The sequence below is a fragment of the Myxococcus sp. MxC21-1 genome, from assembly GCF_032612255.1.
Classification (GTDB): Bacteria; Myxococcota; Myxococcia; order Myxococcales; family Myxococcaceae; genus Myxococcus; species Myxococcus virescens.
The window spans coordinates 7272700-7287949 of sequence record NZ_CP123278.1 but is presented as its reverse complement, the minus strand read 5'-3'; the positions used below and the strand labels follow the sequence as shown (position 1 = coordinate 7287949).

The following is a 15250-nucleotide window of genomic DNA, read 5'->3' as shown; positions in this document are numbered from 1 at the left end:
GTCATCCAGCAGGACGCGGCGCTCGGCGATGCTGAGCCCCGGCCCCCTGCCGCGTCAGCCGCTCCAGCGCGTCACCGCGCAGCAGCGCGTGGTAGTAGCCGCGGCCTTCCGCGTTGGGGTGGACCCAGTCCGGGCAGGACTTCGCGCCATCCAGGGGCAGCGTGCCCGTGGGCTCCGAGAGCACCGTGCAGGCGCGGCCCTCCGTGCCCCCGGCGGCGTAGCGCACGCACACCGGCACCTGCCACGCCTGTTCTTCTCCGCGTCCGCCCGGCGAGCCCAGAGGAGATAGCGCCGCTGCTCCAGGGCCAGCCGGGGCGCTCCCTCCTTGGGGCACTCCAGCGCCATGGCGACGCGCGGCGCGCCCGGCTGGTCCAGGAAGGAGGAGAAGGCGGGCGCCACGTCCTTGCCGGTGGCGTGGGTGAGGGCTTTGAAGAAGTCGGCGGTGGTGGCGGTGCGCCTCGCGTGGGTGTCCAGGTAGTGCCGCACGCCTTGCTGGAAGGCGTCAGGGCCCACCCAGGACTCGAACATGGCCAGCACCGCGGCGCCCTTGTTGTAGGTGATGCCGTCGAAGGCGGAGTGGACGTCTCCCGGCGCTGCGATGGGCTGCCGGACACTGCGCGCGCTGACGAGCCGGTCCTCCACCAGGGCATCACCCCGCGCCTCCACGCGGCGCACGTCCCCGCGCCATTCGGGCTTCCACTGCGTCACGACTTTGTAGGCGAGCCAGTCCGCGAAGGACTCGTTGAGCCAGAGGTCGTCCCACCACGCGGGCGTCACGAGGTTGCCGAACCACTGATGCGCAAGCTCGTGCGCCTGCGTCAGCGCGAAGTAGCGCTGGCGCCACAGGGAGTCCCCCTCCACGGGGCCCAGCATGAGCGGGGCGCTGAAGGTGATGAGGCCAGGGTGCTCCATGGCGCCCCCTTGCGTGCCGGGCAGGGCCAGCACGTCCAGCTTCGCGTAGGGGTAGGGCGTGCCGAACCACGTCTCCAACTGCTCCAGCAGCGGGGGCGTGGCCTGCGCGGCCCAGGCCGTCTCCGCGGCGCGGCCTTGCGGCACCAGCATCCGCACCGGCACGCGGTGTTGGCCCGCGACGCCCGCGTCCACGGCTTGAAAGGGGCCCACCGCGAAGGCGACCAGGTACGAGGGCAGCGGGGGCGTTGTCTGGAAGCGCACCGTCTTCCATCCATCCGGGCCGTGCGTCTCGGCCTCCACCGGTGAATTGGCGAAGGCGCCGTCCTCCTCGCGCACGCGCAGGGTGAGCCGCCAGGGAATCTTGAAGACGGGCTCGTCGAAGCAGGGGAAGGCGCGCCGCGCGGCCAGCGGCTGGAACTGGGTCATCGTGTACCAGCGCCCCGCGTCCTGTTCGCGGTAGACGCCCGAGCTCTCCCGGGCACGCGCCCGGCCCGTGTACGCCACGCGCAGGATGACGGTGCCGGGGCCCACCGCCTCACGCGGGAGGAAGACGAGCATGTCGCCGATGGGCAGCGTGGACGTCTTGACCCGCGCGCCCGCCACGATGAAGGCCGCGTCCTTCACGGAGAGCTCCTCCCCGTGCAGCCACACCTCGTGCGTGGCCTGGGGCAGCTCGATTTCGATGTCCGTCGTCCCGCTGAACATCTCCCGCCGCGGGTCCAGCTCCAGCGTCACCGTCTGCCGCACGGGCCGCACGGCCGGAGACAGCCGCAGGCCCGGTGGGGTGAGGACGGGAGCCTCCTTCTCGGGCGTCACGGCCTGCGTGACGGGGCGAGCGGGGGCAGACCGAGCGGGGGCGGGCTGGGGCCGTGAGCCCGCACAGGCGCCGAGGCAGAGGACGAGCAGCGGATAGATGAAGTGTCGGCACCGCACCGGGAGCATCTCCATCCGCGGCGGGAAGGGGCGCGCGGGCGGACATTCTCCATGACTGGCGGCAGGGCCGCGAGCAGGTCGCGGCCCCACCTTCACGTCAGGCGTTGAGGACGGGGTAGGCGGCCAGCAGCTCCACGAGCGCGGGGCCGTACAGCCGCACCCGCTTCTCCCCGAAGTAGGGCACCTGCGTCAGCGCCTCCACGTCCTTCGGGGGCTGCGAGGCCAGCGCGTCCATCAGCGGATTGGTCAGCACCACGCTGGGCGTCACCTTGCGCTCGGTGGCCTTCTCCACGCGGAAGGTCTTGAGGGCCTCCTCGCGCTTGCGCTTGTTGGCGTCCTTGGGGCCCTTGGCTTCGCGCTCCGGCGCCAGTTCACCCCGGCGCGACTTCTCCAGCAGTTCGCGCACCACGGCCAGGAGCTCCTCCCCGTGCGAGCGGATGAAGGAGCCCCGCACGCCGGCCATGCGCGCCAGCTCCTTGGGGTTGGTGGGCAGCTTCACCGCGATGTCACCCAGCGCCATGTTGGAGAGCATCCGCCCCATGGGGACGTTGTCCTTCTCCGCCCACTCCAGCCGCTTGCGGTGCAGGGCGTGGGCAATGGCGTGGGCCAGCGTCATCTGCGTGGGATTCAGCCCGGCGCGGGGCAGCTTGGGCTTGAAGTCCGCGCCCACGTCGGGGCGCGCCGCGGCCTCGTCGCACAGGCGGACGCAGTCCAGGAGGACCTCCTCCAGGATGTCGGCCTCGCGGCAGGCATCGCGGACCTGGCGGCCCAGCTCGCACAGGTAGCGCACGTCATTGGCGATGTACTCCCGCATGCCCGGGGGCAGGGGGCGGATGGAGAAGTCCGACTGTTGGTGCTCCTTCGGCAGCTCCACGCCCAGCCGTTCCCGGGCGAGGTCGGCCAGGCCCACCTTGGGCCACCCCAGCAGGGTGGCCGCCCGGTGGGTGTCGAAGAGGCCCTGCACTCGGACTCCCACCTCGGCGAGGAACTGGAGGTCGCCCTGGGCGGCGTGGAAGAACTTGGTGCGCGCCGGGTCGGCCATCAGCGGGGCGAGCATGCCCGGCACCACGCCCGGTTGGAGCGTGTCCAACAGGAAGACCTGGTCGTCGGTGGCGAGTTGGAGGAAGCACAGCCGGGCGCGGAAGGCGTGCATCGAGTCCGCCTCCAGGTCCACGGCGATTTCGCGCGCGGCTTCCAGCGTGCGGGTCGCGCGCTCTTCTCCTGAGGCATCTACTACGTCAACGGCACCTTGCGGGTAGGTCGGCATTGCGGGGGGCAGGCTAGCGGACCGGGCCTTGGGATTGAGGTGTTTTTTCCCGGGCCGCCGCTAGGATGGCCGCGCCGATGAACGACGTCCAGCGCCTGGAAAAGAGTCTGCTTGGCCACATGGGCCGAGCCATCGCGGACCACCGCCTCATTGAGGACGGGGACCGCATCATGGTGGGCGTGTCCGGAGGCAAGGACTCCTACACGATGCTGCACCTCCTGCGGGAGCTCCAGCGTCGCGCACCCGTGAAGTTCGAATTGCTGGCGGTGAACCTGGACCAGGGCCACCCCGGCTTCCCAGCGGACAAGCTGGAGGCGTACTTTCAGCGTGAGGGCTACCCGTACAAGCTGTTGAAGGAGGACACCTACAGCATCGTCCTGGAGAAGACGCCTCCGGGGAAGACGCAGTGCTCGGTGTGCTCGCGCATGCGGCGCGGCATCCTCTACACGGCGGCGGTGGAGCTGGGGTGCACCAAGATTGCCCTGGGCCACCACCGCGACGACCTCATCCACACGCTGCTGCTCAACCTCTTCTTCGCCGGCTCCATCAAGGCGATGCCGCCCCTCTTGCGCAGCGACGACGGGCGCAACGTGGTCATCCGCCCGCTGTGCTACGCGCCGGAGAAGGACATCGCGAAGTTCGCGGAGTTGATGGCCTTCCCCATCATCCCGTGCGACTTGTGCGGCACGCAGGAGAACCTCCAGCGCAAGCGGATGCAGCGGCTGATGGAGGAGCTGGGCAAGGAAATTCCCAACGTCCGCCAGAGCGTCCTCAACGCGATGGCGAACGTGCGGCCGAGTCACCTGCTGGACAAGACGCTCAACCCCGACCCGCTGCACGCCAGCGAGGAAGGGGCCACGACGACCGAACCGAAGGACACGCAAGGGAGCGCCAGCCCATGGCTCGAGAGCAGGCAGTGAAGGCGCGGAACGACCGCAACGGCGCACTGGTGGAGGCGATGCTGCTGGCCGCGATGGCCGACGGACGCGTCTCGCAGCGGGAGATGCAGACGCTCCTCAGCCGCGTGCTGGAGCGCCCGGAGTTCGAGGGCACCCGCCCGGACGAGCTCAACGCCCTGGTGGAGACCAGCGCCGCGCGGTTGTCGGAGGCGAAGAACCTGGATGACGTGCTCGCGTCGCTGCGGCGCCGGCTGCCGGACCACAAGAACCGGATGCTGGCCTTCGGGCTGGCGGCGGCGGTGGCCCTGGCGGACCAGCGTGCCACGCGGGACGAGCTGGGCCTGCTCAAGACGTTCCAGGCCGCGCTGGGCATCTCCGAGGACGAGGTGGCGCAAATCATCGACGTCATCGAGAACGGCGGCAGCCTGGCGGAGGCGCTGGGCGAGCCGCTGGAGCGGCTGTTCGCGGAGGTCATGGTGCTGGTGAGCGCCGCGGACGGGAAGCTCCAGGAGGCCGAGGCCCGGGCGCTGGTGGAGAGCTTCGCGGCGGACCCCTCTTCGAGAACGTCAGCCCCGAGCGCGCCCAGAGCTTCGTCAGCGAGTCCGTGACGGCCCTGGCCGCCGAGGGCCTGCCCCAGCGGCTCCATGTGCTGGCCCACGGTCTGACGACGCACGCCCAGCGGGTGAAGGCCTTCCGGCTGGCCACCAAGATTGCCCACGCGGGGGGCACCCCGAGCCATCCCGAGCAGCGAATCCTGGATATGCTCCAGGCCACCTTCGGCCTCGCTGACGATGAAGTGGCGCGACTGGGCAGGGAGGGGTAGTTAGGGGTTCGTATGACCCTGCAAGCCCCCTCGACGCCCCGGCATTCCTTCCGGTTCGGGCTGCCCCCCTCCCTGGGCAGTGAGACGGCGCGAGAGCGCGCGGACCGCCTGGCGTCGTTCCTCCAGCGCGCGCTGGGCAAGCTGGTGGAGGTGAGCGTCGCGTCCAGCTACGAGACGCTCGCCAAGGATTTGCTCTCCGGCCGCGCGGACGCGGCCTGGGCCCCGCCCTTCGTCTGCGCGCGCATGGAAGCCATGGGCGTGCGGGTGGTGGTGCGCGGCGTGCGCCGGGGCATGTCGTCCTACCGGTCCGCCCTGGTGTGCCGGGCGGGCGCGGGCCTGACGGTGGAGCGGCTGAAGGGCACCACCGCCACCTGGGTGGACCGGGATTCGGTGGCGGGCTACCTGCTGCCCACCGCCTACCTCAAGACGCAGGGCCTGGAGCCGACGCGGGCCTTCTTCGCGCAGCACTTCGCGGGCTCGTACCAGGGCGCGCTGGAGTCGGTGCTGGACGGCAAGGCGGACGTCACCAGCGTCTTCTGCCCGCCGGCGTCCACGGGGCTGACGTTCGCCACCGGCGTGGAGGACGTGCTGGGCGCGGGCGCCGGCCGGCGCTTCGAGCTGATTGCGTACACCGACGAGGCCCCCAACGACGGTGTCCCGGTGGCCATGGGGCTGCAGCCGCAGTTGGTGAGCTCGCTGGAGTCCACGCTGCTGAGCCTCCAGACGTCGCCGGATGGGCAGGCGCTGCTGAAGGACATCTTCAACGCGGAGCGCTTCGAATCCGCGCCGCGCATGGGCTACCGCGCGCTGTACCGCGTGGCGCTGGCCAGCCTGTAGCCTCGGCCGCCAGGCGTCCTCGTTTCGTGCCGCGCTTCCCGTGCGTGTTGGGGCAGGATGCGCGCATGTCCGAATCCAAGCGCTACGAGGGTGGTTGCCACTGTGGTCTGGTCCGTTACGACGTGAGCCTGGACCTGAGCCAGCCGCTGGTGTCCTGTAACTGTTCCATCTGTCTCAAGACGGGCATGTTGCTGGGCTTCGCCCCCGCGGAGCAGTTCAACCTCCAGAAGGGGGCCGAGCACATCACCGACTACCAGTTCGGCAAGAAGTCCATTCACCACCTGTTCTGTGACACCTGCGGGGTCCGCTCCTTCGGGAAGGGCACGATGCCGGACGGCAAGGACATGCGCGCCATCAACGTCCGCTGCCTGGACGGCATCGAGCTGGACGGCCTGCCGGTGATGAAGGTGGACGGAAAGAACTTCTAGTCCGCGGGCTACTTGCCGCCGTCGCCCTGTCCGCCGGGGCCCTTCGGCGGAGGCCGCTTCACGGGGGCGGCCTCCGTCGTCTGCGTCCGGGCGGGCTTCGCCGGGGCGGGCTTCGCTCCGGGCGCGGCTGGCGGCCGGGCCGGGGCGGCGGGACGCGGCTGACCGGCGTTCACGGGCGACGCGGCCGAGGAGGAGCCCCCACTCGCACGCGCCGGAGGCCGGGGGGACTGGGCCCTCGCCGCCTGACGCAGGTCGAAGTTGATGACGGTGGGCTCGGTGGCGAAGCGGTCCTCCTCCAGCTCCTCCGCGTACATGTCCCGCATGAAGGCCGCCAGGTGCGCCGTCGTCGCGTGCAGCTTCTCCGTGAGCAGGAACTCCTCCAACGCGAGTTGCAGCTCACCGGCCGTGGAGAAGCGCTCGTCCCGCTTGCGCGCCAGCGCCTTGAAGACGATGGCGTCCAGCGCCTTGGGAATCTCCGGCACCACCTCCGACGGAGGGACAATCTTCGTTCCCACCACCGCCTTGAGCGTGGCCAGCTCCGTCTCGCGCTTGAAGAGGCGCTGCTGCGTCAGCAGCTCGTAGAACACCGTCCCCAGGCCGAACACGTCCGAGCGCGAGTCCAGCGGCTCACCACGGGCCTGCTCCGGGGACATGTACGCGTGCTTGCCCTTGATGGTGCCGACAATCGTCTGGGACAGCTTCCCGGACGCCTTGGCCACGCCGAAGTCGATGAGCTTCACGCCGCCGTTGAAGCCCACCAGCACGTTCTGCGGGGACACATCCCGGTGGATCAACGCCAGCTTCCGGCCCGAAGGGCTGCGCGCGTTGTGGGCCGCGTCCAGGCCCGCGGCGGCGTCCGCGATGATGCGGCACTTGAGCCCCAGCGGGATGGTGATGCCGTGCTGCTGGGCCCGGGCGCCCAGGGGCCCCACGGCCTCGCCATGCACGTACTCCATGGCGATGAAGTACTGCCCGTCCACGTCTCCCAAGTCGTAGATTTGCGCGATGTTGGGGTGGTTGAGGTGCGCGGCGATGCGCCCCTCGTCCAGGAACATGTCGATGAACTCGTCGTCCTCGGACAGGTGGGGCAGGAGCCGCTTCACCACCAGCAGCTTCTGGAACCCCACCGGCCCCTTCTGCCGGGCGAGGTAGACGGCGCCCATGCCGCCGATGGCGAGTTTCCGAAGCAGCTCGTAGCGGCCGAATGTTTCCACGACGTCCGCCACGATAGCCGCGCCGGGTGGGAACACGGAAGTCCACGGCGCATCATTTCCTGTAACACCGCACTTCCCTGTCTTGGCCGGGGTGCCCCGGACCTCCCTGCCGGGCCTACGGCACCGCGCAGACGCTGCGGTAGCGGACCTCCACCGACTGGCCGGGCAGGGGGATGGCCCCGGGCTGGAAGACGATGGCGTTCTGCTCCGCGTCGTAGACCCACTGCGTCGCGGGCACCGGCTGGCCCTGGACGCGCACGCCCATCTCCCCAAGGCCCGTGGGCGCCGCGGTGAGCGGGAAGTCCGCCTGCGGCTCCCCGGCGCGCTGGATGACCTGCTCCAGCAGCCCGCCGTAGTTCTGCCCGCAGATGTTGGCCACCTGTCCCCCGTGCCGTGGGCCACGGCGGTGAAGCGGGCCGAGCCACTGCCCGCGGTGGCGCAGCCGGTGTCGGTGGGCACCAGCCCGTAGAGCTGGCTGCGGTGGGACATGCCCGTGCCCTTCAGCGTCTGGAGGAACTGGATGTAGCTCTCCGGACCGAAGCCGGAGTTGTCGTCCTCGTCGGCCAGGACCACCACCGCCATGCGGGCCGCCGCGCGGACGAAGCCGGAGTTGCCGTCATTGGCCTGCGGGGTGCGCGGGTCATCCATCTGCTCGGACAGGGGCGCGGAGAGCGCCTGGCGCATCGTCTCCAGGCCCTGCACCAGGTTGTGGCACATGCCCACGCTCAGGTTGGCCTGGATGTCCGCGACCGCGGTGGCGCTGGAGCCGGAGACCACGCGAGGCCGGCTGCCATCCACCGGGAAGAGGCGCCCGGCCTCGCCGCCGTTGGCACCGCCGCCGCACTGCGGCCCCGGGCCACCAGGCCCGTGCTGGTGACGCCCACGCGCACGTCCACGCCGTTCGTCTGGGCCGCCTGCAGCCACTGCGGAATCGCCTCCTTCAGCCGGTCCTGGTACTGCTGCATGGTGGTGGTGTTGGACACCACGAAGAGGACGTCCAGTTGGCTGTCGGTGCCCTGCGTGTAGCGGTCCACCTGGATGCCCTCGTGGTTCGTCTCCGCCAGCAGCGGCACGAGCAAGGGGGAAGGCTCATTGGGGGTGCGCAGGTACAGCGGGCTGAAGTGCTGGCCGTGCACGTTGCGCGCATAGCCGACCTCCAGCTCGAAGCCCGCGCCCGGCGCCAGCGTGACGGGCGCCGTCATGGGCATCACCAGCGAGAACTGGCTGCTGGTCCCGTTGCCGATGTCCGCGCCCGTCACCGTGACGGGGCTGCTGCACCGGTTGGCCACGTACGTCTTCCGGGGCGCCGCGGCGCAGTCGTAGCGGATGGGGCCGAAGTCCACGAAGGACGGCGTCGCCACCGGCAGCTCTGCCGGGACACGCCCTTGAGGGGCAGGCGCACCATGGGCGCGGCCGGGTTGCTCACCGTCAACTGCAGCTCGCCGGTGAAGTCACCCTCGGCCTGCGGCCGGAAGGCCACCATGGCGCTGAAGCCCGAGTCGTACGGCACCACGCCGCCCGTGAGCCGGCCACCCGGCATGAAGAAGACGCCGCCGCCGTCGTTGCTGATGTGGATGTTCTTCACGGCGCACTCGGCGCTGCCCGGGTTGCGGAAATAGAAGCCCAGCACCGCGCCGCGGCCCGGCGTCACGTTGCCGAAGTCCATCACCGGCCGCGGCGTCAACTCGTACACGCACGGCGCGGTGGCGCGCGAGCGGCCGGTGAGGATGATTTCGCGCTCCGGGTTGAACAGGTCATCCGAGCGCACGCGCAGCGCGGCCGTCCACGTGCCCACCGCGGTGGGCTCGAAGTAGACCTTCAGCTCCAGCGCGTCGGTGCCGGGGGCAATGGGCAGACCGGGCGTCGCCTCCAGCACGGGCCAGACGCCGCCGCTCCACGGATAGGCCTCGGTGCCGCGCGTGGGCACATCCACGCTGAACTGCGGACTGTCGCCGCCCGCCGCTACGCCGATGAACTGGAGGGGGCCGTTGGTGCCCGCGTTGGAGATGCGGATGACGCGCTCCACCTTGCCGCCCACCGGCACCTCGCCGAAGTCCAGCGACACCGGCGTCACCGCCAGCGTGGGCCGGCCGCCGCGCGCGTCCAGAATCACCTGCGAATTGCGCGCCTTGTCGGACGTGTAGTGCACCGTGAGGTCGCCCACGTTGGGCCCGGAGTAGCGCGCCGCGAACTCCATCTGCATCTCGACGACTTCGCCCGGGCCGACGGAGGAGCCCTCCGGCCGGGAAATCGGCACGAAGGCATGGTCGCTGGTCACCAGCCGCTCGATGGTGACGGGGCGCCAGGTGATGTTGCGCGCGCGCGTGTACGACTGCGTGCGCTCATGCACCGGAATCAAGTCGAAGGGGACGGGCGCCGGGTCGAACACGAAGGCCGAGGCCACCGAGTTGCCCTTCAGCTCCACGGTGGACGGCGTGCAGCCCTCACAGGAGAGAATCTCCAGGCGCGCGCCCATGTTCCCCAGCGCGCGGGGCAGGTACCTGGTGCTCACCTTGCGCGACGACAGCGGGGGGATGGTGATGGTGTCCGCGGAGAAGGGATCCGGGTGCGTGCCCGCCACCGTCAGCGTCAGCGGCAGGTCCACGGGATTCGTCACCGTGACCTCCAGCGTGCGCTCGCTGTCCACCTCGAGCGTCTCGTAGTCCAGGAAGGGCGGCTCCACGCCGATGGGGGTGGGCGTGCCCATGCCCATCACCTGCACCTGGGCTTCCGCGCCCTGGTTGGCGTCCGTCTTGACGTGCACCGTCTCCGTCGCCAGGCCTTCGGTGAGCGGGTGGAAGCGGACGTGCACCACGTGGGACTCGCCCGGCAGCACCCGCTCGGCGCCTTCGCCCAGTTCCACTTCATAGGAGGGGTTGTTGGCCAGGCCCAGCGCGTCCAGGGCGGAGAAGGGCACGTACCCGACGTTGCGGATGCGGACCTCCCGCTCCCGCCACTCGCCCACGGGCACATCGCCAAAGTCGAGGAGGTCCGTGTCCACTACCGCGGTGGCCTGCACCGCGCGGGTCTCCTTCCCCTCGTGGCACGCCGTCCCGATGGTTACGAGCAACGCCAGTGTGAGCCCACGCCCTGTCAGCCCCATCCTCATTTCCCGATCCCCACCCTTCTCCCCACACCCGCCGGCCCGTGCCCGGTGAGTGATCCGCCCCCTGCTCCTCCATCAATTTACGTACCAACCCAGGGAGCGAGGGTGCGTCTCCCTGATTTCAGGAGGTTGGCGTGATGTGGGTGTCATCCGGTTGGCAAAGAGGAAGGGCGATACTCTGGAGGGTGAAAGACTTTCCCGTCCTTCTGGCGGTGAGGAAGTGTGGGTGGGTGTCAGTGGATGATGCGAACGAGCGCCTCCGCGACCATTTCGGGCTGCTCCATGTGGACGTGGTGCCCGCCGGGGAGGTGCAGCGGCGGATGGGCGAGGGTTTGGAGCGCCTGCGTACGGTTGCGCATGAGGGCTTCATCGTGGCGCAGCCCGCCGGTGGCCAGGATGAGCTGCAGTGGGCAGGTGACGCCGGCCTGGAGCGCCATCCACTGGGCCTCGTCATAGCCCATGCCGAAGCGGCGGCGGTGGCGCGGGTCGAAGGTGAAGGCGAAGCCGCCCTCGTAGGGCTCCGTCCCGTGCCGGGCGAGGTACAGCGCCGCGTCCTGCGTCAGCGTGGGGCTGTTCTCCAGCAACCGCGCTGCGGCGGCCTCCACGGTGGGGTAGCGCTTGCGGTTGGGCGGGCGGCGCGCGTCATCCAGTGCGCTGCGCAGCCGGCCCAGTGCGCCTTCCGCGGGCCCGCCAGCGGGGCCCAGGCTTTCGATGAGCGTCACGCTCTTCACACGCCCCGGACGGGCGGCGGCGTAGGCCTGTGAGACGATGCCGCCCAGCGAGTGCCCCACCGGTGCACCGCGTCCAGGCCCAGCCCGTCCAACGTGGCCTCCACGTCGAGCGCGTAGTCGCTGAACTGGTAGGTGGCGCCGGGACCCACGTGGGCGCTGCGGCCCATGCCCCGAAAGTCGAGCAGCACCAGCCGCCACGTTCGGGGCAGGTGCGGGATGAGGGCATCGAAGCTGTGGGAATGGTCCAGCCAGCCATGCAGGAACAGCACGGCGGGCCCGTCGGGCGCGGAGCGCTGCCGGACATGCAGCGCCAGGCCTTCGGCATCAACAGAGAGGGATTCGAGCGCGTCGGACACGGGAGCCTCCTGCCCCGTGCCTTACCCGGTTCACGCGCCCGGGAGAACCGTCATCCACGCCCGGACGCGGCGCGTGTTCAGCGGGGTCCAGCGGGTTGCCGCGGCGGCCCACCCGTGTCGGGCCGAGAGAGAATCATCGCGAGCTGGCGCGCCTGATTCTCGGTGGCGCAGCGGTACTCCTGCTGCTTGCCGTTGTCCTTCTCGATACGGAGAACCCAGACATCGTTTTCCTTCGTAACATTCGCCTGCTGGGACATGTGGCGGTTCCTCCCCGCCGCGGGAAAGAGCATGTTTCATGCCGCACAGGAGAGTGGCCTCAAAGGCCCGAATTTCCGGCACTGCCCCGCTCCACCTCTGGAGCGGGGTGACAAAAATTGTGCACAGTTGCGACAAAATGGGCCGGAAAGCCTCGCATAGATTGCGTAGTGCCCCAGGGCGGGTCTGCCTTTACCCTGTTACAACCCGAGGTGTCAGGTGTCCTGGGCGTCAGGCCATTCCCAGGCGGAGCGGTAGCCGCCGTGGGTCTGGGTCCCCTCGACGAAGCGGGCATAGAAGGGGTGCCCGCTGAGCGTGGCGGAGTCGCCCACGACGAAGAGGTGACGGCGGGCGCGGGTGAGGGCCACGTTCATGCGGCGCAGGTCCGTGAGGAAGCCGAGCTGCCCCTCGCTGTTGGAGCGGGTGAGGGAGACGATGATGGCGTCCTTCTCCCGGCCCTGGAATGCGTCGACGGTGTCGACCTCCACCTCGGGGCTGAGCGCCTCGATGCGCTCGCGGAGCTGATGGGCCTGGGCGCTGTAGGGCGTAATCACCGCCAGCTCGCGGGGGGCCAGTCCGGCGGCGAGCAGGGTGCGCACGCGGGCTTCCACCAGTCCCGCCTCGCCGGGGTTGAAGAGGCTTCGCGTGGTGGGCTCGACTTCTTCGTCGAAGCCCTTGCCCGCGGTGTCCAGGTAGAGCACGGGGGGCGCATCCACGTCCGCGCCAGGCGTGAGGACGGCGTCCAGCGTGCGGTCCGCGATGGAGGGATGGGCGCGAAGCTCGCCGCCGTACATCTCCCTTGAGGGGAAGTCCATGATGCGCGCGTTCATCCGGTACTGCTCGCGCAGCATGCGTTTGACGCCGTCGCCGTGGTCCTTGAGCAGGCGCTCGAAGAGGCTCACGCCCAGGCCGGCCTTCGCGGCCTCCTGGGAGAGGACGGTGGGCGGTAGCTGCTGCGGGTCGCCAGCGAGGATGACGCGGGGCGCGCGGAGGAAGCCCAGCAGCGCCAGGGGCTCGGTGGCCTGGGTGGCTTCATCGAGCAGCGCCAGGTCGAACTGCTGCCCAGAGAGCACGCCGGAGTCGAGGCTGGAGAGCGTCACGCAGATGACGTCCGCGTTGGCGAGCACGGACTTCACGGCCTTTCGCTCCAGGGCGCGGGCCTCGTCGAGCATGCCCTTGGCTTCGGTGGTGGACGCGCGGGCGTTGGCGAAGCGCTCGCGGCTGCGGCCCTGGTTTCGCTGGCGGCGCGCGTAGCCCAGCAGGGAGAAGGCCTCGTCGAAGAGGTCGCGGGAGACGGCCCGGTCCGGGTGGGACTCCACGACGATGTCCAGGGTGTGCTCCTGGAGCCGGGCCGCCACGCGGGCGGGGTGGCCCACGCGGATGGCGCGCAGGCCCTTGTCCAGGCACAGGTCCAGCAGGTGGTCCACGGCGGCGTTGCTGGCGGCGGTGCAGAGCAGGCGCTTTCCATCCGCCACGGCCTGGGCGGCGACCTCGGCCAGCACGGTGGACTTGCCGGTGCCCGGGGGCCGTGGACCAGGAAGAAGTCCTCGGCGGCGAGCGCGCGGGCGGTGGCGTCCTGCTGTTCGGGGTTGAGGGGGCGGGTGGGCTCGAACTCGCGGGGCTTGTCGAAGCGGGGCGGCTCGTTGCCCAGGACGACCTCGCGCTTGTGCCGCTCGGCGCCCTTGTCCAGGGCCTTGATGCGCTGGAGCCCGGCGCGCAGCCGGTCATAGGTGACGTCGTTGGGGACGATGTCCAGGCGCAAGAGGCCCTCGTGGACGTAGGGCGGCGGGGAGCGGTCGAAGGCGAGCTGGATGCGCGTGGCGGTGGCGCGGGAGATGAGCGCGCGGGCAGGCTCCTTTACCTCCGCGCGGCGGGGCAGCACGGCCACCAGGTCGCCGTTGTGCAGGCGGGTGGGCAGGGGGCGGCGGTCCGCGCGGCCCAGGGTGACGAGGAAGCGGCCTCCCAGGCCGACCTCCTCCTCGATGGACTCCAGGTCCAGGACGGACAGCCCGTGCTCCTCGCGCTCATGCAGTGTGAGGCTCTGGGCGAGCGCGGCCAGGCGGGCTTTCTCGGCCTCGCGTTCCTGGGCGAGGAGCGAGCCGAGCTGGTCGAAGAAGGAGACGTCACGGGCCATGGGCTTGTCATGCCACTGGGGCGGGGCCAGGGCCAGTGGGACGGACGTCCGCGTGTTCTGGAGTGCGAGAGGGAGCCTGACGGCTGGGGTAGAATGACGGGATGCACGGGATGCATCTGCCTGGGGGCATTGTCCAAAACGTGCGCAAGCGCCCCGGCATGTACTGCGGTGACGTTGGCGAGTACGGGCTGCACCACCTCGTCTATTTCCTCCTGGACGTCGCCTACGAAGAAGCTCGCCGTGGGGAGTGCAGGGACGTGGTGTTGGAGGTGGGAGGGGATGGTTCCATCGCGCTCTTCTGCACCAGTCGCACCGTCACCGCCGAGAACTTGGTCAGAGTGGCGACGGGAGCAGGCATCTTAGGGCATCCGCCGGGCGATGGCTGGGGCTGGGACAGCATGCTCGTCGTGTCCCTGGCCTTGTCTTCCCGCTACCAGGTGGACATCTGGGCGGACGGGCGGCAGTGGCGATTGATGGGCGAGCAAGGCCAGCCGCAGGGAGAGGGGGCGGCGGTGACGCCGATGGAGCCAATGCCTGTCTCCGCGGAGCGAGGGGTACGCGTCCACTTCGTTCCGGACGCGACCATCTTCGAGGTGCTCGCCTTCGACAGGGCTCGCCTTTCCCGTCGCTGTAACGAGCTGGCGGCGCTCGCTCCCGGGCTGCGCGTCAGTTTCGCCGACCTCCAGCGGGGAGAGCGCACGCTGTGGCATCTGCCCGGTGGCGTGGCGCAGTGGGCTCACGTCCTCACACAGGCTCGGCCCCATCTCCACCCCGAGCCGATCGCCTTCGACTTCACGTGGGACGGACTGCGCATCCAGTGTGCATTGCAGTGGTGCGAAGACGCGGACAGCACGTTGCTGTCGTTCGCCAATACCGTGCGGACTGTGCGGCATGGCGCACACGTGAAGGGTGTCACCCAGGCGCTCCGGGGGGCACTGGCGAAGCTCTCAGGTGAGACGCGGGGGGCATTCCCCTGGGATCGGGTGGCGCGGGGACTGACGGCCATCGTCGCCGTGAGTGGACCCCGGAGGCAGATGGCGTTCGCGGGCCCTACCAAGGAGTTGCTGGCCATCCCTGGCCTGGAGGCGGCCATCCGCAAGCAGCTCCAGCCCCTGTTCATCGAGCTCCTTCGCGAGCACCCGGTGACGCCGGCACTCCTGGCACGGCGTACGAGCGGCTCGCGGTAGCCCTCCAGAAACAGTCCGGGCCGGCACTCCCGCGAAGGGAACACCGGCCCGGCGCCTGCGTCAGCTCAACCCTGGCCTGCTAAACCGCCTCGGCGAGTCCGCTAAACATGGAGCCCAGCATGCTCGAAGAAGGAGAGGAGGACATCGGGACGATGCTGTAGGGCACGG

Annotated in this window: 8 protein-coding genes and 4 pseudogenes; 5 read left to right on the top strand and 7 right to left on the bottom strand. The window is 70.1% G+C overall.

Going from position 1 to position 15250, the window contains the following annotated elements:
- Positions 1-54 precede the first annotated feature (54 nt).
- On the bottom strand, positions 55-1728 hold the full coding sequence (locus tag QEG98_RS32370; RefSeq protein ID WP_316564023.1) for a M1 family metallopeptidase: 1674 nt from the start codon (positions 1726-1728) through the stop codon (positions 55-57).
- A 214-nt stretch (positions 1729-1942) separates the two neighbouring features.
- A complete protein-coding gene (locus QEG98_RS32365) occupies positions 1943-3112 on the bottom strand; it encodes a ribonuclease D (RefSeq protein ID WP_090492236.1) in 1170 nt (389 codons plus the stop codon).
- A 65-nt stretch (positions 3113-3177) separates the two neighbouring features.
- Between QEG98_RS32365 and ttcA the strand changes: the two genes are divergently transcribed.
- From ttcA to QEG98_RS32345, 4 genes and pseudogenes are all read left to right on the top strand, one after another.
- Positions 3178-4032, top strand: coding sequence for a tRNA 2-thiocytidine(32) synthetase TtcA (gene ttcA / locus QEG98_RS32360; RefSeq protein WP_011555929.1), 855 nt, complete (start codon positions 3178-3180; stop codon positions 4030-4032).
- A pseudogene (locus QEG98_RS32355) lies at positions 4011-4834 on the top strand (TerB family tellurite resistance protein). Before ttcA ends, QEG98_RS32355 begins: the two are co-directional and overlap by 22 nt.
- A 12-nt stretch (positions 4835-4846) precedes the next feature.
- Complete coding sequence (locus QEG98_RS32350) at positions 4847-5671, top strand: phosphate/phosphite/phosphonate ABC transporter substrate-binding protein (protein ID WP_090492242.1); 825 nt, start codon at positions 4847-4849, stop codon at positions 5669-5671.
- A 65-nt stretch (positions 5672-5736) separates the two neighbouring features.
- On the top strand, positions 5737-6099 hold the full coding sequence (locus QEG98_RS32345) for a GFA family protein (protein WP_167371158.1): 363 nt from the start codon (positions 5737-5739) through the stop codon (positions 6097-6099).
- Between the two features lie 8 nt (positions 6100-6107).
- Here QEG98_RS32345 and QEG98_RS32340 read toward each other — a convergent pair whose 3' ends face one another.
- The 5 genes and pseudogenes from QEG98_RS32340 to QEG98_RS32315 all read right to left on the bottom strand — a co-directional run bounded on the left by QEG98_RS32340 (position 6108) and on the right by QEG98_RS32315 (position 13895).
- On the bottom strand, positions 6108-7349 hold the full coding sequence (locus QEG98_RS32340; RefSeq protein WP_316564022.1) for a serine/threonine-protein kinase: 1242 nt from the start codon (positions 7347-7349) through the stop codon (positions 6108-6110).
- Positions 7350-7428: 79 nt separating this feature from the next.
- Positions 7429-10422: pseudogene (locus QEG98_RS32335) on the bottom strand (choice-of-anchor D domain-containing protein).
- Positions 10423-10652: 230 nt separating this feature from the next.
- A pseudogene (locus QEG98_RS32330) lies at positions 10653-11506 on the bottom strand (alpha/beta fold hydrolase).
- A 77-nt stretch (positions 11507-11583) separates the two neighbouring features.
- Positions 11584-11763 carry a hypothetical protein gene (locus QEG98_RS32320; protein ID WP_225888111.1) on the bottom strand — a complete coding sequence of 60 codons (180 nt, stop codon included), beginning with the start codon at positions 11761-11763 and terminating at the stop codon, positions 11584-11586.
- Positions 11764-11976: 213 nt separating this feature from the next.
- Positions 11977-13895, bottom strand: a pseudogene (locus QEG98_RS32315) (AAA domain-containing protein).
- 140 nt (positions 13896-14035) lie between these two features.
- Here QEG98_RS32315 and QEG98_RS32310 point away from each other — a divergent pair.
- Complete coding sequence (locus QEG98_RS32310) at positions 14036-15082, top strand: DNA gyrase subunit B (RefSeq protein ID WP_316564020.1); 1047 nt, start codon at positions 14036-14038, stop codon at positions 15080-15082.
- Positions 15083-15250 lie beyond the last annotated feature (168 nt).

Coding starts and splice junctions, on each gene's coding strand:
- QEG98_RS32365 (WP_090492236.1), bottom strand. CDS start 3,112: ATGCCGACCTACCCGCAAGGTGCCGTTGACGTAGTAGATGCCTCAGGA.
- ttcA (WP_011555929.1), top strand. CDS start 3,178: ATGGCCGCGCCGATGAACGACGTCCAGCGCCTGGAAAAGAGTCTGCTT.
- QEG98_RS32350 (WP_090492242.1), top strand. CDS start 4,847: ATGACCCTGCAAGCCCCCTCGACGCCCCGGCATTCCTTCCGGTTCGGG.
- QEG98_RS32345 (WP_167371158.1), top strand. CDS start 5,737: ATGTCCGAATCCAAGCGCTACGAGGGTGGTTGCCACTGTGGTCTGGTC.
- QEG98_RS32320 (WP_225888111.1), bottom strand. CDS start 11,763: ATGTCCCAGCAGGCGAATGTTACGAAGGAAAACGATGTCTGGGTTCTC.